This is a genomic window from Pseudomonas mandelii (genome assembly GCF_002251635.1).
In the GTDB taxonomy this organism is placed as follows: Bacteria; Pseudomonadota; Gammaproteobacteria; order Pseudomonadales; family Pseudomonadaceae; genus Aquipseudomonas; species Aquipseudomonas mandelii_B.
In genome coordinates, this window is record NZ_NMOJ01000115.1 from 54,178 (window position 1) to 73,088 (window position 18,911).

The 18,911-nt window shown below is 61.1% G+C and carries 18 protein-coding genes and 1 pseudogene; 4 read left to right on the forward strand and 15 right to left on the reverse strand.

The features are described 5' to 3' along the window. Positions 1-89 precede the first annotated feature (89 nt). The gene (locus tag B7L09_RS16360) at positions 90-650 is read right to left on the reverse strand and encodes a YbhB/YbcL family Raf kinase inhibitor-like protein (protein WP_094469711.1); all 561 of its coding nucleotides are present in this window, start codon (positions 648-650) and stop codon (positions 90-92) included. A 139-nt stretch (positions 651-789) separates the two neighbouring features. Here B7L09_RS16360 and B7L09_RS16365 point away from each other — a divergent pair, with 139 nt between their 5' ends. Beyond that, complete coding sequence (locus tag B7L09_RS16365; RefSeq protein ID WP_094469712.1) at positions 790-2,319, forward strand: FAD-dependent oxidoreductase; 1,530 nt, start codon at positions 790-792, stop codon at positions 2,317-2,319. Positions 2,320-2,395: 76 nt separating this feature from the next. On the opposite strand, the gene B7L09_RS16370 is transcribed toward B7L09_RS16365, so the two are convergent. The 7 genes from B7L09_RS16370 to B7L09_RS16400 form a co-directional block, all read right to left on the reverse strand. After that, positions 2,396-3,901 carry a YdgA family protein gene (locus tag B7L09_RS16370; RefSeq protein WP_094469713.1) on the reverse strand — a complete coding sequence of 502 codons (1,506 nt, stop codon included), beginning with the start codon at positions 3,899-3,901 and terminating at the stop codon, positions 2,396-2,398. Between the two features lie 283 nt (positions 3,902-4,184). After that, positions 4,185-4,820, reverse strand: coding sequence for an NADH:ubiquinone oxidoreductase subunit N (locus tag B7L09_RS16375; RefSeq protein WP_094469714.1), 636 nt, complete (start codon positions 4,818-4,820; stop codon positions 4,185-4,187). Positions 4,821-4,901: 81 nt separating this feature from the next. Beyond that, the gene (locus tag B7L09_RS16380) at positions 4,902-6,350 is read right to left on the reverse strand and encodes an efflux transporter outer membrane subunit (protein ID WP_094469715.1); all 1,449 of its coding nucleotides are present in this window, start codon (positions 6,348-6,350) and stop codon (positions 4,902-4,904) included. Further along, entirely contained in the window at positions 6,347-7,234 is an 888-nt protein-coding gene (locus tag B7L09_RS16385) for an efflux RND transporter periplasmic adaptor subunit (RefSeq protein WP_094469716.1), read from the reverse strand. The genes B7L09_RS16380 and B7L09_RS16385 overlap by 4 nt, the downstream gene beginning before the upstream one ends. Then, positions 7,231-7,440, reverse strand: a complete 210-nt coding sequence (locus B7L09_RS16390; RefSeq protein WP_094469717.1) for a DUF1656 domain-containing protein — start codon at positions 7,438-7,440, stop codon at positions 7,231-7,233. The genes B7L09_RS16385 and B7L09_RS16390 overlap by 4 nt, the downstream gene beginning before the upstream one ends. Further along, a complete protein-coding gene (locus B7L09_RS16395; RefSeq protein ID WP_094469718.1) occupies positions 7,437-9,509 on the reverse strand; it encodes an FUSC family protein in 2,073 nt (690 codons plus the stop codon). The genes B7L09_RS16390 and B7L09_RS16395 overlap by 4 nt, the downstream gene beginning before the upstream one ends. Further along, entirely contained in the window at positions 9,506-9,934 is a 429-nt protein-coding gene (locus B7L09_RS16400) for a MarR family winged helix-turn-helix transcriptional regulator (RefSeq protein ID WP_094469719.1), read from the reverse strand. Before B7L09_RS16400 ends, B7L09_RS16395 begins: the two co-directional genes overlap by 4 nt. Before the next feature lie 306 nt (positions 9,935-10,240). Between B7L09_RS16400 and B7L09_RS32415 the strand changes: the two are divergent. After that, positions 10,241-10,399, forward strand: a pseudogene (locus tag B7L09_RS32415) (type II toxin-antitoxin system RelE/ParE family toxin); the annotation flags it as partial. On the opposite strand, the gene B7L09_RS16405 reads toward B7L09_RS32415, so the two are convergent. Both B7L09_RS16405 and B7L09_RS16410 read right to left on the reverse strand, forming a co-directional pair. After that, positions 10,360-10,605: a DUF2789 domain-containing protein gene (locus B7L09_RS16405; protein ID WP_094469720.1), complete on the reverse strand. Its 246-nt coding sequence runs from the start codon at positions 10,603-10,605 to the stop codon at positions 10,360-10,362. The pseudogene B7L09_RS32415 and the gene B7L09_RS16405 sit on opposite strands and share 40 nt — an antisense overlap. 142 nt (positions 10,606-10,747) lie before the next feature. Continuing rightward, a complete protein-coding gene (locus B7L09_RS16410) occupies positions 10,748-11,206 on the reverse strand; it encodes an aminoacyl-tRNA deacylase (protein ID WP_094469721.1) in 459 nt (152 codons plus the stop codon). 198 nt (positions 11,207-11,404) lie between these two features. Between B7L09_RS16410 and B7L09_RS16415 the strand changes: the two genes are divergently transcribed. Further along, the gene (locus tag B7L09_RS16415; RefSeq protein WP_094469727.1) at positions 11,405-11,938 is read left to right on the forward strand and encodes an NfeD family protein; all 534 of its coding nucleotides are present in this window, start codon (positions 11,405-11,407) and stop codon (positions 11,936-11,938) included. A gap of 2 nt (positions 11,939-11,940) precedes the next feature. Beyond that, on the forward strand, positions 11,941-12,699 hold the full coding sequence (locus B7L09_RS16420; RefSeq protein ID WP_094469722.1) for a slipin family protein: 759 nt from the start codon (positions 11,941-11,943) through the stop codon (positions 12,697-12,699). A 95-nt stretch (positions 12,700-12,794) separates the two neighbouring features. On the opposite strand, the gene B7L09_RS16425 is transcribed toward B7L09_RS16420, so the two are convergent. The 5 genes from B7L09_RS16425 to B7L09_RS16445 all read right to left on the reverse strand — a co-directional run. After that, positions 12,795-13,790, reverse strand: a complete 996-nt coding sequence (locus B7L09_RS16425; protein WP_094469723.1) for a sulfotransferase family protein — start codon at positions 13,788-13,790, stop codon at positions 12,795-12,797. After that, positions 13,778-14,563: an aspartyl/asparaginyl beta-hydroxylase domain-containing protein gene (locus tag B7L09_RS16430; protein WP_094469724.1), complete on the reverse strand. Its 786-nt coding sequence runs from the start codon at positions 14,561-14,563 to the stop codon at positions 13,778-13,780. Before B7L09_RS16430 ends, B7L09_RS16425 begins: the two co-directional genes overlap by 13 nt. Next, on the reverse strand, positions 14,560-15,165 hold the full coding sequence (gene cysC, locus B7L09_RS16435) for an adenylyl-sulfate kinase (RefSeq protein WP_094469725.1): 606 nt from the start codon (positions 15,163-15,165) through the stop codon (positions 14,560-14,562). Before cysC ends, B7L09_RS16430 begins: the two co-directional genes overlap by 4 nt. Next, the gene (locus tag B7L09_RS16440; RefSeq protein ID WP_094469726.1) at positions 15,149-16,663 is read right to left on the reverse strand and encodes a TolC family protein; all 1,515 of its coding nucleotides are present in this window, start codon (positions 16,661-16,663) and stop codon (positions 15,149-15,151) included. The genes cysC and B7L09_RS16440 overlap by 17 nt, the downstream gene beginning before the upstream one ends. A gap of 42 nt (positions 16,664-16,705) precedes the next feature. Beyond that, the coding region (locus B7L09_RS16445; RefSeq protein ID WP_255142089.1) for an Ig-like domain-containing protein at positions 16,706-18,911 on the reverse strand (2,206 nt) is incomplete at its 5' end.

The window sequence follows — 18,911 nt, forward strand, 5'->3', positions numbered from 1 at the left end:
GGGGGCTGACCTCAGGAGGAAATTGATCCATTCATCCTCTGAGACGAGCCCCCGTTCAGGTTCGGGTTAACCCGGCCAAGAAATAAATCTCAGCGGTGATAACGCCGCACCACGCTGCTGTTTTTCAGCACATGACCTTTGATTTTCTCCAGCAGCTGCGCACGCGTCAGGCCGGCGGGCAAAGCGTCTGGAGCGAGGTCCAGGGCGTACAGTTGAATAATGTAGTGATGCGCACTATCGCCAACGGGCGGGCAAGGACCGACGTAACCGGTGGTGCCTTTGCTGTTGGTGCCGCCGACGCCTTCAAGGGCGGATTTTGCGCCGACACCCGCCGCAATCTGGTGCGTCGTGGCTTTGATGCCGTAATGCACCCAGTGATCGACGCCCTGGCCTTTCTGGCCGTCGGGATCGTGCATGACGATGGCGTAGCTCAAAGTGCCCGCCGGGCCAGCGTTCCAGTTCAGCGCCGGTGACGCATTGTGTCCGCCGCAACCCGGGGCATCGCTGGCGGCGGCCGAGGTGAACAGTCGGTCATCCGTAACACCCGGGATATTCAGGGTAAAGCGCTCCTGGGCCTGCGCCGGAAATTGCACGCAAAAGGCGACTGCAACGGCCGCCAGCCAAGGGTTCAGAGAGGTCAATCGGGTCATTCCAAAGCACCTTGTGCGGATGGGGCCTTCGTCGGCCTGCGAACTATAGCCGTACCGTTGGTGCGGTGGCAGTGGGAATTGGCTGAACCTCGGGTTACGCGCCAAACTCTTAAGTGAAACGCCCGCCTGGAGAGTGATCATGGCCCTGCACCGCGTCGCCCGTTTTACCGATGTGCCCGAAAACCGAGGCCTGGAAGTACGGATCGCGGACACCAAGATTGTTTTGCTACGGGTCGGCGATCAATTGCGCGCCTATCAGGGTGAATGCCCCCACGCCGGGGCGCCGCTGGCCGAGGGTGCGCTGTGTCATGGGCGCCTGATCTGCCCGTGGCACAAGGCCGCGTATCGGATCGAAGACGGCGGGCTGTGTGATCCGCCGTCTCTGGACAGCCTCAAACGCTATCCCCTGGAAATGCGTGATGACCAGGTCTGGGTCGACGATCAGCCACTGTCGGATCCCCACACCCCTCCGGCCGATGACGAGCGTACATTTGTGATCATCGGCGCTGGTGCCGCCGGCACCGCCGGAGCAGCGGCATTGCGCGAGAAAGGCTTTGGTGGCCGCGTCCTGTTGATCGACCGTGAAGCCGATGCCGGTTACGACCGGACGGTGCTGAGCAAATTCGTGATTGCCGGGGATATGCCGCCGGAAGAAGTCCCGCCGCTACGAGAGGAAAGCTTTTACCGCGAGCAGCGGATCGAACGAATAACCGGCGAAGTGGCGAACCTGGATGCCGCCAACAAAACGCTGCACCTGGCCGATGGTCAGTCACTGACCTACGAGGCCGCGCTACTCGCGACCGGCGGCACACCCAACCCCCTCAAGCTCCCCGGCGCCGACTTGCCACAAGTCTTTTTGCTGCGCTCCAAGGATCAGGCGACGCGGATTCTGAACGCTGCAAAACCCGGCCAACGAGCGGTGATCATCGGCGACAGCTTCATTGCTCTGGAGTCTGCGTCGGCCCTGCGCCAATACGGTCTGGAGGTCACCGTGCTGGCACGCCACGCGGTGCCATTTGCCAAGCAGTTCGGCGAAGCGGTCGGCAAGGCGATTCGCGCCCTGCATGAAGCCAATGGTGTGGTGTTTCATACCGATAGCGAAGCCGCGCAGATTGAAGGCACTGACAAGGTTGAGGCGGTGAAACTGGAAAACGGTCAACGTTTGCCGGCGGACCTGGTGCTGGTCGGCATCGGTGTCAGCCCGGCGACGGAACCGTTTGCCGACCTGCCCAAGGAAAAGGACCGTTCACTGCTGGCAGACGGCGGCATGCGCGTGGCCGAAGGGCTCTGGGCGGCGGGTGATATCGCGACCTTCCCGCTCAACGGCCAGCCCCAGCGCATCGAACACTGGCGCCTGGCACAACAACAAGCGCGAATCGCTGCGGCGAACATGCTGGGCGGCGACGAACATTACCTCGACGTGCCGTATTTCTGGACGTGGCACTTCGGCAAAAATTACGACTACCTCGGCCACGCCGAAAGCTGGGACGAAGTCGAGTTCAAGGGCAACCCTGACCATCCGCCCTTTATCGGTTTGTTCAGCAAGAACGGCGTGGTCGCGGCGGCGGTTGCTTGCGACAAAGAGCGGGCGATGGCGATGCTCGCTGAACGAATGAAACAACCGCTGCCAGTGGATGAGGCATGGCTGTTGATTCGGGACGTGGATTAGGTTTTAAACGCCAGACAGCAAAACGCCCGGCCTCTGCGAATGGCAGAGGCCGGGCGTTCCATTGACGCGAGCGGTTTTACTGAATCGGTGCAACGCCGCCGAGCTTGCTCATCACGAAGCCGACAAATTGCTCAACGGTCATTTTCTGGCCGTTGAATTCCACCTGATTGTTGGCGTAGTGCAATTGGGTGACGATGTCGTTGCCTTCCAGTTTGGCCAATTGCGTACCGACCGCCATGCTGCTGAACATGTCCGCAGTCGCCGTCGCTTGATCGGCAACGAGCTTGGCATCGGTCTGACCCTCAATTTCCGATTGCACGGTGAGCAGGTCAACCAGCATTGGCTTGGACACTTTCAGATTGAAATCCAGCAGTGCAATCAGCTGTTGGGTCAGTTGGTCTGGCGGCAGGTCCATGGACTTCGGTTTGGTCAGGTCGAGCACCAGGTTGGCGCGGCTTTCACCGTTGGTGGATTTGAACGACAGATTCTCCAGGGCCACCTGCGGGCCAGCGGCGAGCAGTTTTTCCAGGCCGGTTTTGACCTGTGCCTCTTCTTCCGGGGTCAAGACCAGTTCCGGGGCCGGCTCACCGGCGGCAGCGGCTTCAGCGGCGGCTTTCTCGTAAGGCTGCAGTTTGGTCTGGTAGATCTGCATCAGGGCCATGGTCGCCGGCATGTCGAGGTTTTTCAGGCTCATGGCCATCTGCGCCGAGCCGACAGCCTTGCCATTCAACGACACTTCGCCAACCTTGTAATCCGCACGCCCCGAACCACTGGTGCCCGTTTCCTCGGTCAGGTTCTTCATTTCAAATTTCTTGAAACCCAGAATCGATTGCTTGGCGCCGAAGGTGGTTTTGCTGTCGGTCAGCTCCAGGGTGTTGTCGCCGATGTAATAGCCGTAGGGGCTTTTGGTCAGGTTGCTGGCCAGGGTCAGGCCGTTCAGTTCAACCTTCACCGGCGTCTGGTCTTCAGCCACCGAGGTCAACGTCATGCTGTCCATGTAGCCGTTGGCCTTGACCTTCTGCGCCTGGGCGCTGGCGGCGACGTCGAGGTTCAGACCGGAGAATTTCAGGTTGGACTTGTCATCCAGCGCGACGTCCAGCGGCAGCAATTCAAGGGTGCCGTTGGTGGAATTGTCGTAACCGATATTGACCAGGCCTTTGAGCGGCGATTGGTCCTTGGCAGCGGCGAACCATTTTTCCGTCGTCGGGTTTTTTTCCAGCGCGTAGTGACTGGTGGCCATGACCGGCANCCATTTCAGCGACATCAGGCGCGAGAACGGCAGCGGGCCGTGTTCGAGGCGGTCGACGAACAGTAACTCGACCGGCGCTTCGCCAAACATTTCGCCTTCGCCCTTGAGGCGGTAGTGCGCGGTGCTGCTGAACACATGGCGCTCCAAAGAGACCAGTTCCAGCGATGCCGTGCCATTGGAACCGACCAGCGCGGCTTTCAGCTCTTTGTTAGCGTCGGCGATCGAGGTGTTTAGCACGCCTTCGATTTTGGTGCCGGTGTACCAGGCTCCACCAGCGCTGATTGCACCGATGGCAACGACGATTCCAAGAAGCACGCCTGCTGATTTATTCATGAATTACCCGATCAATGTCCGTTGTTGAAAATGTGGTCGTCTTCCCTGAACCCATGACGGGTTGCGGTCACGACTGCGCTGAAAGTGCGAGGGAGATTAGCATCAGGCGCACCGGGCGGCCCAATGTTTAAAGGTTAAAGAGTGTCTATGGACCGCGCGCAAGGGTCGAGAGTTTCTGCGGACATGAAATCGCCATCGCGAGCAAGCTCGCTCCCACAGGGATTGCGCCGAATCCTGTGGGAGCGAGCTTGCTCGCGATGGCGTCAGTAAAGTCGACATCACTTCAGGAGTATTGGACTTCCATCTCATCCAGCTGATGATCAAAGCTTTTGAGCCGCGCCGTCCACGTATACACCAGCACTTCAAAATCGCGATTGATGACCGCCCCGCCCGTCACGTCCGCACGCGGATCGCAAAAATCCAGCTGATAACGTTCGCGAGCCATGGCGGCAGCGACATCGGAGAGTTCTCTGGCGTTGCTGAGCCAGTGCCGGCCGTCTTCTGAAACCTGTTTATCCAGGGCCAGGCATTGCTTTTTAAGGGTCTCGAGACTTTTTTCCAGCGGTGTACCGGTGAGTTCGCCCATGACTTCCTGGAACGTGCGCCCCGGCTGCCAGTAACTGCCCCAGAAATAGCGGTCGAACACCGTTTCGACCCGACGCAACGCCACCTTGGTGTCCCAGATCAGCACCAGGGTCTTGCCTTGTTCGAGTTGTCTTTTCTTGATGCGCTGGCCCTGGACTGAAGCCCAGGCCACCACGACGATTGCCATCACGGCAATCAGCGCGGCTGCGCTGTCGAGGAACACCAAAGCCTTGTCGATCTGGTGGGCCAGCATGATGCCGTAGAAATAGGTGGCCGACAGCAAAACCAATGCCGCAATAGCGCACCAGAAGCCGGGAGCATAAGGGTTTTTCATTATTAGATCCCCATGACCAACGCGAGCCTTGATTGATGAGTTCGACGTGCGACCTCATCAAGTCAAAGCATAGCAACGGCCTCAGGGTTTGCCGGGCTGTGACGCTTGCGTTCGTCCGCTTTCCCAACCACCGCCCAACGCCAGGAATAGATCGATCTGGCTCATGGCAACCTGGGTGTTCGCCGCCGCCAGCTGCGCGCGTACATCCGTGTAGGTGCGGGTGGCTTGCAGGTCGGCCAGGAAGGACGCGCGGCCGGCCTGGAAGAAGCGGTGCGTCTGCTCCGATGCCTCTTTGGCGGACTCACCGGCATCGGCCAGCGCATCGCGGCGTTGCAACTGCGCGGTGTATTGCGCAAGGCCGGTCTGGGTTTCGCGGATGGCGTTGAGCACCACCCCGTCGAAGTGCGCCAGGGCGCCCTGGGTCGCGGCTTCAGCTTCGCGGATTCGCGCCCGGGAACCGTTGGACGGCACGGTCCAGGTCAGCAACGGACCAAAGCCCCAACGGTTGGTCGCCGGTTTGCCGAGGTTTTCCAGGATACCGACGGTGCCGACGGTCGCCCCAATGCTGATGTCCGGGTACAACGCGCCGGTGGCCACGCCGATACGCGCAGTGGCGGCGGCGAGTTGGCGTTCGGCCTGGCGCACGTCCGGNCGGCGCTTGAGCAAGGTGGCGCCGTCACCGACGGGTAATAATTGAGTGATTTTCGGCAGTTCATTGCAGGCGGCGGTCCCGGCCGGCAACTGATCGACCGGTTTGGCNAGCAGCATCGACAAGCGGAACAAGCCCGCCTGGCGCGACGCTTCATAGCGCGGCATATCGGCGCGCAAGGATTTGTATTGGGTCTGCGAGCGGGTGACCTGGGTTTCATCGCCGCGCCCGGCATCGCGCAGACGCTGGATCAGGGTCGTGCCTTGGGCTTGCAGGTCGAGGGAATGCTGGGCGATTTCCTGCTCTTCATTGGCCGCACACACTTGGGTGTAGGCCCGAACCACATCGGCCACCAAGGTGATGCGTGCGGTGTCGGCGGCAGCCTGGGTGGCGTCGGCATTGGCCTTGGCCGCTTCGATGCCGCGCTGCAAGGTGCCAAACAGGTCGAACTGATACGAGGTCGTAATGCCGATGTCGCCAACGTTGGCCACGGGCACTTTATCCGCCAGCAAGAAGGCTTCGCCGGATTCCTGCAAACGCTGGGCGCCCATCTTCACACCGCCGCTCCAGCCGCCCGCCGCCTGCGCTTCGTCAACCTGAGCGCGGGCCCGGGACAGGCTCGCCGCCGCCACGCGTAAATCGGTATTGGTGACCATGGCCTGCTGCACCAATTGGTCCAGGCGCGGATCCTGATACAAGCGCCACCAATCGGCGGGCACCGGGGCCGAAACGACGTTTTTACCGTTCACCGCCAAGTCGCCCTGCAAGTCTTCACGGTGGATGGCCGCCTCGTCCGGCAGATGATAATCCGGCCCGACCACCTGACAGGCCGACAGCAACACGCCTAATCCGACGACGGCCAAAGCCGAGGCCCAGCTCATTTCGCAGGCTCCTGCGGCTGGTCGTCCATGATCGATACCGTCGCAGTCCGCCCGGCGATCATGCGAAAGTCCGCCGGTACATCATCAAAGGCGATCCGCACCGGAATCCGCTGGGCCAGGCGCACCCAACTGAACGCCGGGTTGACGTTGGGCAGCAGGTTGGAGCCGCTGGTGCGGTCACGGTCTTCAATACCGGCAACGATGCTTTCCACATGACCGCGCAAACGCGCGCGGTCGCCGATCACCCGAATGTCGACCGCCTGGCCGACATGAATGCCATCGAGTTTGGTTTCTTCGAAATAGCCGTCGATGTGGAAGGAATTGCTGTCCACCACCGAGAGCACCGGGCGCCCGGCCGTGACGAACTCCTGCGCACGCGGCGCACGGTCGTTGACGTAGCCGTCGACGGGGCTGCGGATGGTCGAGCGGTCGAGGTTGAGCTGGGCGCTGTCCACCGCCACTTGGGCTTCCATCAACGCCACTTCGGCGCGAGCGACCCGCGACTGGCTTTCTTCCAGCTGCTCGCCCGGCACCAGATTGCCCAAGCCACGGTTACGCTTGGCCTCGCGTTGCGCCTGGGCCAGGGTTTCCTGACGGTCGGCGACCGCCGCTTTCGCCTGACGCAAGGCCAGTTTGAATCGGTCCTGGTCGATGCTGAACAGCACCTGGCCACGTTTGACCAACTGATTGTCACGCACCTGCACTTGCTGGATCAGCCCGGAGACGTCCGGCGCGATCTGCACTATGTCGGCACGGATGTGCCCGTCCCGGGTCCAGGGCGCGAACATGTAATACATCACCATGCGCCAGACCACGACGACGGCGAANGTCACGATCAACAGCGTGAGGACGACACGGCCGATGGTCAAAAAAGGTTTTTTCATGTCATCAGGTATCGACTGAGTGAGTCCACCGCGCCCAGCAACAGCGCGTAGAGCCCCACATTGAACAATGCCCGGTGCCAGACCAGGCGATAGAAGTGAATGCGCGTCANCAACCCGTGCACCACCAGAAACAACACATACGTAATGCCCATCAGCACCAACAGCGTGGGCAGNAACACCCCGCTGATATCCAGATCACCGATCATAAAGGCGCTCCATCGATGCCATGGGGCAGCGGTTCTTCGAGCTCGCCCGAGGCGACGAATTCCACCCCTGGCAGCAGCGACAGGCGCAGACCGCTCAAGGCATGCAGCAGGTGCAGACGCGCGCCTTCATCGCACTCCGTGTTAAGGGCGCGGCGGGTGCGGTCGAGGGTCATCAGCAACGGACTCGGTGCGGGCAATCGCTCACCGGCCTTGAGGCAGGCTTTGAAATACTCGCCAACCTCGGCCACCACTTGATGCAGCAGCACTTGCGGGGCGCCGAGCACGCGCGGCGTGTACGCCAGCAAGTCGAGCAGGTTCAGCGCTACGCGCACTTCCCGCAGCGCGATGCCGGTGTCTTGCCCGGTCATGGCCAGGCGCGGCAGATGCTGCATCAGGCGATCGAGCATCTGCACGCCCAGGTGCCGGTGTTCGGCCAGCGTGGCCGGCTCGGTCAGGCTGACAATGTCGCGCCAGCTGAAACGGGTCAGGCGCTTGGCCGCCAGTTCGGCGCCGAACGGCCGTGCGATCAGCGTCCACACAAAGGCAAACAACAGGCCCACCGGCCCCGCCAGGTTGACGTTGGCGAAGTTCAGGAAGTCCGCGTCGTAGGCGCCCTGAATGCTGATGAACGATGAGGTGTTGACCAACGTCAGCAGCATGCCCAAGTAAAACCGCGGCTGCACCGTGAGCGTGCCGATGCAGATAAACGGCACCGCAAACGCCAGCACCAGCATCGGGAAATCGTGCAGGTTGGGCAGCACCAGAAACAGATACAGGCTGGCGAACAGCACCGACATCGCGGTCCAGAAAAAGAACCGATAGATCTGCGGCGCCGGGTCGTCCATTGAGGCGAANAAACTGCACGCCACCGCCGCCAGAATCACCGCGGAACCGCCATCGGTCCAGCCAAGCAAAATCCACAGCACCGACGCGACAATAATCGCGGTCACCGTGGACGCTGCCGAATAAAGCATCAGCCCCCGGTCGAGAAACGGCGACAGGCGACCCAGGCGCCAATGCCGATACACCGCGCGCCAGCCTTCCTGGCTTTCGCACTGAATGGCGTCTTGCAGGCTGCGGCAGTCTTGCCACAGATCGATCCATTCACCGAGGCGATACAGGGCGTTGGAAAACAGCAGCTGCTTGCGGTCATTCAGTGCTTCGGCGGACGGTTGCAGGGTGTCGAGTTGATCTTTCAGTGCCTGCCAGCGGCCGAGGTCGGCATCCTTGTGATTCAGCCATTCGGTGGTCCCAGTCAGTAGCGGAGCGAACTTATCCACAAGCTCGGGCGTTCTGCGTTCAAGGGCGTAGAGCGCGTCGTCGAGGGCATCGATCACCGGCAGCAGGTGAATCATGCGCCCGCGCAGTTCCTTGGTATTACGCACCGTCTGCGGCCGCGCGCCCTCGTGGGGCAACTGGCCGATCATCAATTCCAGGGTGTTGAAGGTGGCGACCATCGCCGAGCGCAGGGCGCTGACCTCCTCAGGTTGCACGTTGCGGCTGAGGAAACGCAGACTGTAAGTCGAAGCATCGGCGAACCATTTGTTCACCGAATCGTTGAACACCGGCGCCAGCCGCCGAGGCCAGAACATGGCACCGACCACGGCCGCCACCGCGATGCCGAGGAAGATCTCTTCAGTTCGCGCTTCCGCCACATCCCACACCGCCAGCGGGTTATCCACCACCGGCAAGGCAATCAGCGGCAAGGTGTAACCGGCGAGCATCAGCGCGTAACTGTTGGCCGTGCGCAGATGCAAAGACAGGAACAGCAATGTCCCGGTCCACAGCGCGATCACGACCACCAGCACATACGGGCTCTGGACAAACATCGGCACGAAAAAAACCGCGGCCGCCGCACCAAGAAAGGTGCCGACTGCGCGGTACAACGCTTTGGAGCTGGTGGGGCCGACAAACGGGCTGGAGACGATATACACGGTGGCCATCGCCCAATACGGACGCGGCATTTGCATGAGCATGGCGATGTACAGGGCGATCATCGACGCCGCGAACGTGCGCACCCCGTAGAACCAGTCCCGCGCCGGAGGAACGCCGGTGAAAAATCCGCTCAAGGGTTGGCCACCGACGGCGGGTTGGCCGCTTCAAAGGCTCTCAGCACCCGCAGCGTCGCTTCCAGATCACTGCGGTCGATCCCTTCGAGCACTTCATTGCGCAACCGCACCAGCTCGATCTCGACCGCCTGCACCAGTTCCCGACCGGTTTCGGTGAGGCTCAGGCATTTGGCTCGGCGGTCATGGACGTCTTCGGTGCGACAGACGTAGCCGGCATGACACAACTGATCGAGCAGACGCACCAGCGACGGACTCTCCATTCCAGCCGCTTGCGCCACCGTCACCTGCCGCACACCCTCGCCCAAGCGGCCGATCATCAAGAGCGGCACGGCGCAGGCTTCGGAAATACCGTAGCTCACCAGCGTGGTCTGGCAGATTTTGCGCCAGTTACGGGCGGCGACCACCATGGAGCTGCTGATGTTCATCTGGAGAGCGTCGAGGGTTTTCGGCACGAGGGGCAATGCACACTGTTAGTTTGCTAACTATCAATATGGCATTGGAGGGGAAAGTTGGTCAAGTTTTGAAACAAATTGGCCTCCGTCCGTCGCCAGTCGGCTGCCTGAATCAACATCGGTACTGAAGATGTATATACTTCGTCAGTATCCACATCGAGGAAATGGAAATGTCCAAACAAGCTGTTTTTACGATGAAACTTGAACCAGAGACAGGCCTGTCTTGCGCCTCACGCACTATAGTTCCTGCGTTTTTCGCGAGTTCAGAGATGCTGAACAGGTACTCGCGAGTCAATTCCCCATCAAAACTATCGCTTGGTTTATCAGCTCGAGCCGGACGCAGTCTGGATACTCGCGCTTGTCCATACCTCCCGACAGTGGCCCCAGAAAGGTAATTCTCACACCCCCCGCCCCTTCCTCATCAGCACATCCAGTTGATCCACCACCTCCGCCCAATCTGCATCGTCCAGAATCTCGTCCCGCAAAAAGTCCGCCTGACTCTTGGTCCAGAAAAACGCGTCTGCCAGATGCAGTTCCGGTTTGAGCGGTGAATGGGTGGCGATGAATTGGTCGATGCTGACCGGGTCGCTGTCCAGGCCGAGTTGTTTGAACAGGGAAGGGAGGCTGTGGGTTGGGGATTCCATGGTGGGCTCCTATTGATGGCAGATGATTGGGTGACTGCTTTGCAGTCAATCGCGGGCAAGCCACGCTCCCACAGGAACTGCGTGAACCCTGTGGGAGCGTGGCTTGCCCGCGATGACGGTATCACTGACTCCACAAAACTCACTAGCTCAACTCTCGCACCTCGGCGTGCGGCACCATTTTCAAAAACTGCGGCATGTCCATGTGCAGCAGATTGGTGTGGTTGCCGGCTTCCAGGTAGATGTCTTTCTGTCGTGTCAGTAGCGGATCGATGACCACGTCCAGGCCATAGGCTTCGCCCAGGGCCGGCACAGCGCCGCGTTCGCAATCGTCGAACAGGTGCGGCAGGTTGCTTTCCCGGGAGACCTGCCATTCGCCACTGCTGCGCACTTTGCTCAGGTCCAGGTGACGGCTGGCGGGCAGCACGGCCATCAGGTAATGACCGTGGTGGTCGTCGAGGATCACCGACTTGGCCATCCGTTCGGCAGGAATGCCCGCCAGTCGCGCGGTTTCAAGGCTGCTGGCCGAGTGCGGGTGGGAAACGATGTCATATTCGCAGTGCGCCTTCTCCAGGCTGTTCTGCAGGGTTCTTGCCATACGCATGATGCACCTCGGTGTCCGCAACAACGTTGGGCGGACGATGGTTAACACTTTTCTTCGTACTGAAAGTCTAGGCCTGCTGTCGCATTCCGGAGAGAAATCCGCCCGCCGGGGCAAGGCCAACAACTGGTCAAAATTCGTACAACCCACAGCTCAGCTAGACTGTATAAAGAACCATCAATGACTCTCCCGGAGGGTCGCGTGAACATTCGTTGCTGTGCAGTTGCGCTGCTGTTGGCCTTAAGCGGATCGGTCTTCGCGGCGGACACCGTTGTCTTGCTGGCCCCCAACCCCATGGGGATCTGGCTGATCACGTTCGGCATCGCATTCCTGATCGCCGAGGCGGCGCTGCCCAATTACGGCGTGATCGGGCTGGGCGGCATTGTGATGTTCGTCATCGGCGCGGTGATCCTGACCAACACCGAAGTGCCGGTGCCGTTGATGATCGGCCTGGGACTGATCAGTGCGCTTTTGTTGATCTTCCTGCTGCTCCACGCCCTGAAAACCCGACCACGCCACAACGTCAGCGGCGATGCCGGGCTGGTCGGCAGCGTGACGCCGGTGATTTCGTTGCAAGCCGACAACGCCTGTAACGGCTGGGTGCACCTGCAAGGCGAACAGTGGCAAGTGCTCAGCAGCACGCCGCTGCAACCGGGGCAAAAGGTCCGGGTGGTGGCACGCAAGGGATTACTGCTGAAAGTGGCCGCGGCTGATGCGGCGTCGAAGGGAGAATAGACATGGGCCTGCAACTGGGATTTGCCGCGCTGCTGTTACTGCTGATCGCGCTGGCGGGGTCGACCTTCCGCATCCTGCGCGAATACGAGCGCGGGGTGGTGTTCCAGCTCGGGCGCTTCTGGCAAGTCAAAGGCCCTGGCCTGATCCTGCTGATTCCGGTGGTCCAGCAAATGGTTCGCGTCGATCTGCGCACCGTGGTGCTCGACGTGCCGCCACAAGACGTGATCACCCGCGACAACGTTTCGGTCAAGGTCAACGCCGTGCTGTATTTCCGCGTGCTCGATCCGCAGAAAGCCATCATCCAGGTCGAAGATTTCCTCATGGCCACCAGCCAATTGGCCCAGACCACATTGCGCGCGGTGCTGGGTAAACATGAACTCGATGAGCTGCTGGCCGAACGGGAACGGCTGAACATTGATATCCAGCAAGTGCTCGACGCCCAGACCGATGCCTGGGGCATCAAGGTGGCAAACGTCGAGATCAAGCACGTGGACCTCAACGAATCGATGGTCCGCGCCATCGCCAAACAGGCCGAAGCCGAGCGGGAACGCCGGGCCAAGGTGATTCACGCCGAAGGTGAATTGCAGGCCTCGGAAAAACTCATGCAGGCCGCCGAGATGCTGGGGCGTCAGCCGGGGGCGATGCAGTTGCGGTATATGCAGACGTTGAGTTCGATTGCCGGTGACAAGACAGCAACGATCGTCTTCCCGCTGCCGATCGAATTGCTCAAAGGGATGGCGGATTTGTCGTCCAAATCCTGACCTTCCGCGAAAACACCAATGTCTGGTAACTCCGTCGGACATTTCCTTCAAGTTGTAGTNCTGCATTGGATCTCCGTCGTACACATATTTTGTGTTCACTGAAGATCAACTGTGGGAGCGAGCTTGCTCGCGATGGCGTCAGTACTGTCAATGCATGACTTGGCAACTAGCGCCTCATAAGGCCCTCGCGCCCAAAGCTCCACCCGCTCACGCATCACCGCCGAAGCCTCACGACGCTTCTCATCACCGTCCCCCACAAACACCGCTGAAGGCTGTTTGGCATGCAGCCCCACCGCCGCGAACACTCGTTCACGCTGCAAGTCATCCAACCCGAAAAACTCGGCCAACCGCCCAGCCATGGCCCCCGGCAACTCGCTGTAGTTCACTGCCAATCCACCAAACGCCCGACATTGCGCTAACCCCGATGCCAGCAACCGCCCCAGCCGCCGCGCAATAAAATCCTCGCGACTGTCGAACGGCCATTCGTCATCCAACCCACTCGCCCCGATCATCCCCGGCACCATGTGCATGCCCGGGCGGCGCAGATGGGAAACAGCGATTTCCAGCGGATCGCGGTACACAAACAACCAAGGCGTATCGGGAAAACATTCGCTCAACAGGGGCAATTCGGTGATGTTCCAGGCATCGAGTTTGATCACCAGCCGCTGCTCAATACCGCGCCGCCGCTGACCATAGGCGGACAACAACCCTGCGATAGCGGCACGCCGTTCGACGGCTGGTAAACCACTTCGCAACAAGGCATCCAGCGGCGGCGGTTCGCTAATGACGATGTGGTTATCGAGTTGCGCGAGCATCTGACCGATCAGGGTCGAGCCGCAGCGCGAAGCGTGAAAGATAAAAGCGCTCGGCGCCAGGCCGGGACTGCACGCCTGCCAGTCGCCGAGAACAGCCAATGGCGTTTGCCGACGAAACGCCTGATTGAACGGTAACCGCAGCGCCGCTTCCACGGCATCGCGAAAAAACGGCTGATGCAACGGCGTGTCCCCGAACCAGCACCAATCGACCTGCCATTCGCCAGCCGGCTGCCAGATCCGAATCGGCAACCAGCCTTCGAGATTCAGGCGCTCCATTGTTCATTCCATCGGCGGCGGCCGCTGCGCATCGCGGCACGTAGTTCTTCCCGAGAAAATTCCAGGCCTCGCTCCGCCGCCAGCTCCAAGGTGCGGGTGATAAACAGCTCGGTGTCCGGCAAGCCCTGCAAGGTCTTCGACAGCTGCAAATCACTGGCCACCAGACGCTGAAATTGCAGCAAGGCGCCGTCACCCGAATCCGGCAGCGGCGTGGTCGATACACCGTCGGCAATCGCCTGCTCCAGCCAGTCGCCCGGCCGGCAATCGAGCACCAGATGAACCCGTGCCCGAGTATCACGATTGTCCACACGATGCGGCCGCGACAAATCGAGAAACCAACACTCTCCCGCAAGCATCGGAATGCGCTGACCGTCCAGCATGAAGTCCACTTTCGGCGGGCTGAGCAACGGCATGTGCAGGCGTAAATCGGCGTCTGGTCCGCCAAGATCATAGTCGCGGTGTTCGTGAATCTGCCCGCCCGGCCCCAGTCGCAACAGGCGTGCGGACACAATCTCCAGCGGCAGATCGCGCAAGCCTTGCTGCCAACGAACATCCCGCAGCCACGGCGCACGCAACAGCGGTTCGCCACGCCCCGGCGACAGTTCCGTCAACGCATCCGCCGCCGACACCAGCGCCACACCACTCCAGTCCCCGGCGTAGTAATCGCTGTTGAAATGCGCGCACCACGCGTCTTCACCAATCGCCGCCAACGCCTGCAACAACAGCGGCAAATCCACTGCCACCGGCAAGCGCGAGAAGGCCGGTCGACTCATCTTTTCGGCAGCACTGCACACTCGCCGAGCCAGGTCAGCAAGCGGTCGAGGCAGGCCTCGACCGACTGAACGCCGGTGTCGAGCACCAGGGAGGCGGATGGCGGCGGTTCATAGGGCGCGGACACACCGGTAAACCCCGCCAAATCACCGCGTCGCGCCCGCGCATAATGACCTTTGGGATCGCGCTGCTCGCACACCGCCAACGAAGCGCTGCACCAGACTTCGCGGTAATCCTCACCCAGACGCCGAGCGAACACTTCACGCAACTCAACCAACGGCGCGATCATCGCGAGGATGACGATTTGCCCGTTCTCCACCAGTAGCGCCGCCACTTCACTGGCGCGACGGATGTTTTCCAGGCGGTCGCTGTCGGTGAAACCGAGATCGCGATTGAGCCCGACCCGAAGCCCATCGCCATCGAGCACCACACTTTGCACGCCGAGTTCGAACAACTCGGCGTGCAGCGCCTGGGCCAGCGTCGATTTACCCGCCGCCGGCAAACCGGTCAGCAGGATCGCGGCGCCGTGATGACCATTGCGGGTCTCCCGTTGTTCGCGATTGATGCTCGCGGTCGGCACCCGCAGATTATTGGACGGGAGCATGGGCCACCGGCACGCTGATGTTGCCCGACGCCCACGCCGCTTCGCGGTTGGCCAAGGCGGTGGCGATGGACTGGACTTCGGTGGATTGCACCTCGTCCGGCATCGGGTCGAGACCGGCGCTGGCGAAGATCTGGCCGTAGGCGTTACGCAGATCGGCGTAGGACAGGTCCCGGCGCAAATCCGCCTGCAACGTGTTCAGCTCACCCTGTATCAGGTCCAGTTCTCCAAGGCCCGCCGCCTGATGACGGTTGCGCAATTGCCCCAGAATCTCCCCGTCGATGCTCGACAATTCCTGGTTGGTCCGGAACTGATTCAGCGCTTCCTGATAGTTGGCGTTCGCCACATAGAGCTGGGCCAGCACCGCGATGGACATGGCCTGGCGCCGCGCCTTGGCGACTTCTTCGCCGGCCTTGGCAACGTCGATGGCAGCGGGTGCGGAAATCACGTTGAACAGGTTCCAGGTGATCTTGGCGCCGTAGTCGGCCCACTTGTCGTTGACCAGGAACGAGTTGCTGTCGTAATGCCCGCCCGCCGAAAACTCCAGCCCCGGCAACAGCCGCAGCATGGCTTTACGGGTTTCGGCAGTGCTGATGCGGGTCTGGTAATCCTGTTCGCGCAACTCTGGACGGCTAGCCAGGGCTTCATGCTCCAGGCTGGCCATGCCGACTTTCAATTGCGGGATAGAGTAATCGTCCGGGGTCGCCAGTTTAAGATCGGTGCCCATCGGCAGGTTGATCAGGGTCGCCAGTTCGGTTTTGGCCAGGGACAGCGCCCGCCGCTGCTCTTGGAGCTGGCGGGTCGCTTCGATCAGCGAACGCTGATAACCCAGCGCCTGGATCGGATCGCCGATGCGTTGTGTGCTCATGCTTTGGCTGTTGCCGCGCGCCGTATCGACTCGCGCCATCAGGCTGTCGATCTGCGTCAGTAAACGTTCGGCCGCCACCGCTCGCCAATAGGCCGAGCGCACGTCCTGGACGATGGTGTTGATCACCTTGCGCCGACGTTCCTGGATGATCAGTCGCTGGTCGCCTTGCTGCTTGGCGCTGATGTAGCTGACGCCGAAGTCGAGCACGTTCCACACCATGGTCAGGTCGGCCACGCGGCGGTCGCGATCCTGGGAGGTCGATGGTTCCAGCGACTGGGTGTCGGTCAGCACACTCTGGCTGCTGGAGGCGCTGACGTTGCTGCGCCCTGCATAACCTGCCGCCAGGGCCATGCGCGGCAGCATGTCGAAACTGGCCAGGTCGAGTTGGCGCTTGGCCAACGCTTCTTCCATGATCTTGAGCCGGCCTTCGAGGTTGTACTTAACCGCGCGGGCCATGGCCTGGTGCAAGGTCAGAGGACCGCTGAGGGGCTCCTGTCCGGTGTACATATTCTGCAGATCGCTCTTGGCGCGCTGTTCGCTGACGCTGCGCTCGATCGGCTCACTGGTGACGGCACATCCGCTTATCGCAAGCGCCAACAGGCTGGCGCTGAACAACATGTGACTTCTATTCATCCTTGACTGCCCCTGGGTGCTGCACTGGTTTTATGGCTTTTTTCAGGCCTGCATTTCGCTGATGCCGACCTGTTTCAACGCCGCGGCCAGGCTGTCGACCTGCCGTTGCTCGGTGTCTTTGAGCTGTTGCAATTGCTCGTTCAGCGTCAGCGCGCCAAACACGCCGCGCAGTCCTTGGGAAACATCCCCGCCCCTGATCGAATGACTGCCGAAAGAATTCAGCTCGCTACGCTCGCTGCCGGTGTCCTGATTGAACAGGCTCGACAGCGTACTGGTGCCGAACACCCCGCCATCGCCGCCACCAAAGCCGAGAAACCCCTGGCCCGAGCCGTCACCACCGCTGTCGCTGCTGCTGAACACCTGAGCGATGAAGCTTGGCGAGATCGCCCCGCGGTTGATGAAAATGTCCCCCAGCGGCCGGATGCCATTGCCGATCACCCGTTGTTCGAACAGCGGCGTGAAGGTCAGCGGCGAACCGAGATCACCCGTGGGCGCAGTGAAGATGATCGGTTGCAAGGGCACGTTTGGCTGATCGGGCAGCGTCACCGGCTCGGTGACCCGGAACTCCGGATCCGCCGGAACCAGCACAACCGAAGTCGACGTCGGTGCGGTGTTGATCGCGAAGTTGTTCGACTGGCTTGTGCCGCTACCCGCATTTCCCGAACCGTCACTGATACCCGCAATGTTCAAACTGATCGCGTTGTTGCCGTTGCTGATATTGCTGGTGGGCGTCAGCGTCGCGGTCCAGGTTGTGCCGCCGTCGCTGCTGGACAGGTTGGACAACGTGCCGTTGGCGACACTGATGTCCGACAGATCGAAACCACTCACCGCCTCGTTGAAGGTAAAGGTCACCAGCGAGGTCTGGCCAACGCCCAGGTTCGGGTTGGCAACGACGATGGTGGCGGTCGGCCGTTCGCCGTCGATGGCGTAATTATTGGAAACCGAAATGCTGCTGCCGATGTTGCCGGCCAGGTCGGCGATNCCGGTGTTGTTCAGAGTGATGAGGTTGGTCGCATCGGTCACGCCGAGGGTCGGTGTGAAGGTGGCGGTCCAGGTGATCCCGCCGTCGCTGCTGCTTACCGCGCTCAACGTGCCGTTGGGGATGCTCAGGTCACTGTTGTCGAAACCGCTGACCGCCTCGCTGAAGGTGATGGTCACTAACGAGGTTTGGCCCAGCGCCAGCGTGGTGTCCGCCACGACAATCGTCGCAGTCGGGCGCACGGTGTCGATGGCGTAGTTGTTGGAATCAGTAGTGCCACTGCCGGTGTTGCCCGANCCGTTTTGCACACCGCTGTTGTCCAGGGTGATCAGGTTGGTGGTGTCGGTGATGTTGCTGGTCGGCGTGAANGTCGCCGTCCAGGTAATGCCGCCGTCGCTGCTGCTGACCGCGCTCAAGGTGCCGTTGGCAATGGTCAGGTCGGCGTTGTTGAAGCCGGTGACCGCTTCGCTGAAGGTGATGGTCACCAGGGATGTCTCGCCGACGTTGAGCGCGTTATCGGCAACCACGATGCTGGCGGTCGGCAAGAGGGTATCGATGGTGTAGTTGCCGGAGTTGGTCGTGCCGGTGCCGGTGTTACCGGCAATGTCGCTGACGCCGCTGTTGTTCAAAATGATCAGGTTGGTGGTGTCCCGGACGCCAACCGTCGGCGTGAAGGTCGCGGTCCAGGTGATGCCGCCGTCGGCGCTGCTGACCGCGCTCAAGTTGCCGTTGGCAACGGCCAGGTCGGCGTTAGTGAACCCAGTGACCGCTTCGGAAAAGGTAATGGTCACCAACGAGGTTTCGCCCGCGCTCAGCGTCGGGTCGGCCAAAATAATGGTCGCGGTCGGGCGCTGGGTATCGATGGCGTAATTGTTGGAATCGGTCGTGCCGCTGCCGGCGTTGCCAGCCTGGTCAGCAATGCCGGTGTTGTCCAGGGTGATCAGGTTGGTGCTGTCGGTGATGTTGCTGGTCGGCGTAAAGGTCGCGGTCCAGGTGATGCCGCCGTCGCTGCTGCTCACCGCGCTCAAGGTGCCGTTGGCAANGGTCAGGTCGGCGTTGGTGAAACCGGTGACCGCCTCAGAGAAAGTAATGGTCACCAGCGAGGTCTGGCCAACGCCGAGGGCCGCATCCGCGACCACGAGGGTGGCGGTCGGGCGCGCCGTATCGATGGCGTAATTGTTGGAGTTGGTGGTGCCGGCGCCCGCATTGCCCGAGGCGTTTTGTACGCCGCTGTTATCCAGCGTGATCAGGTTGGTGGTGTCGGTGATG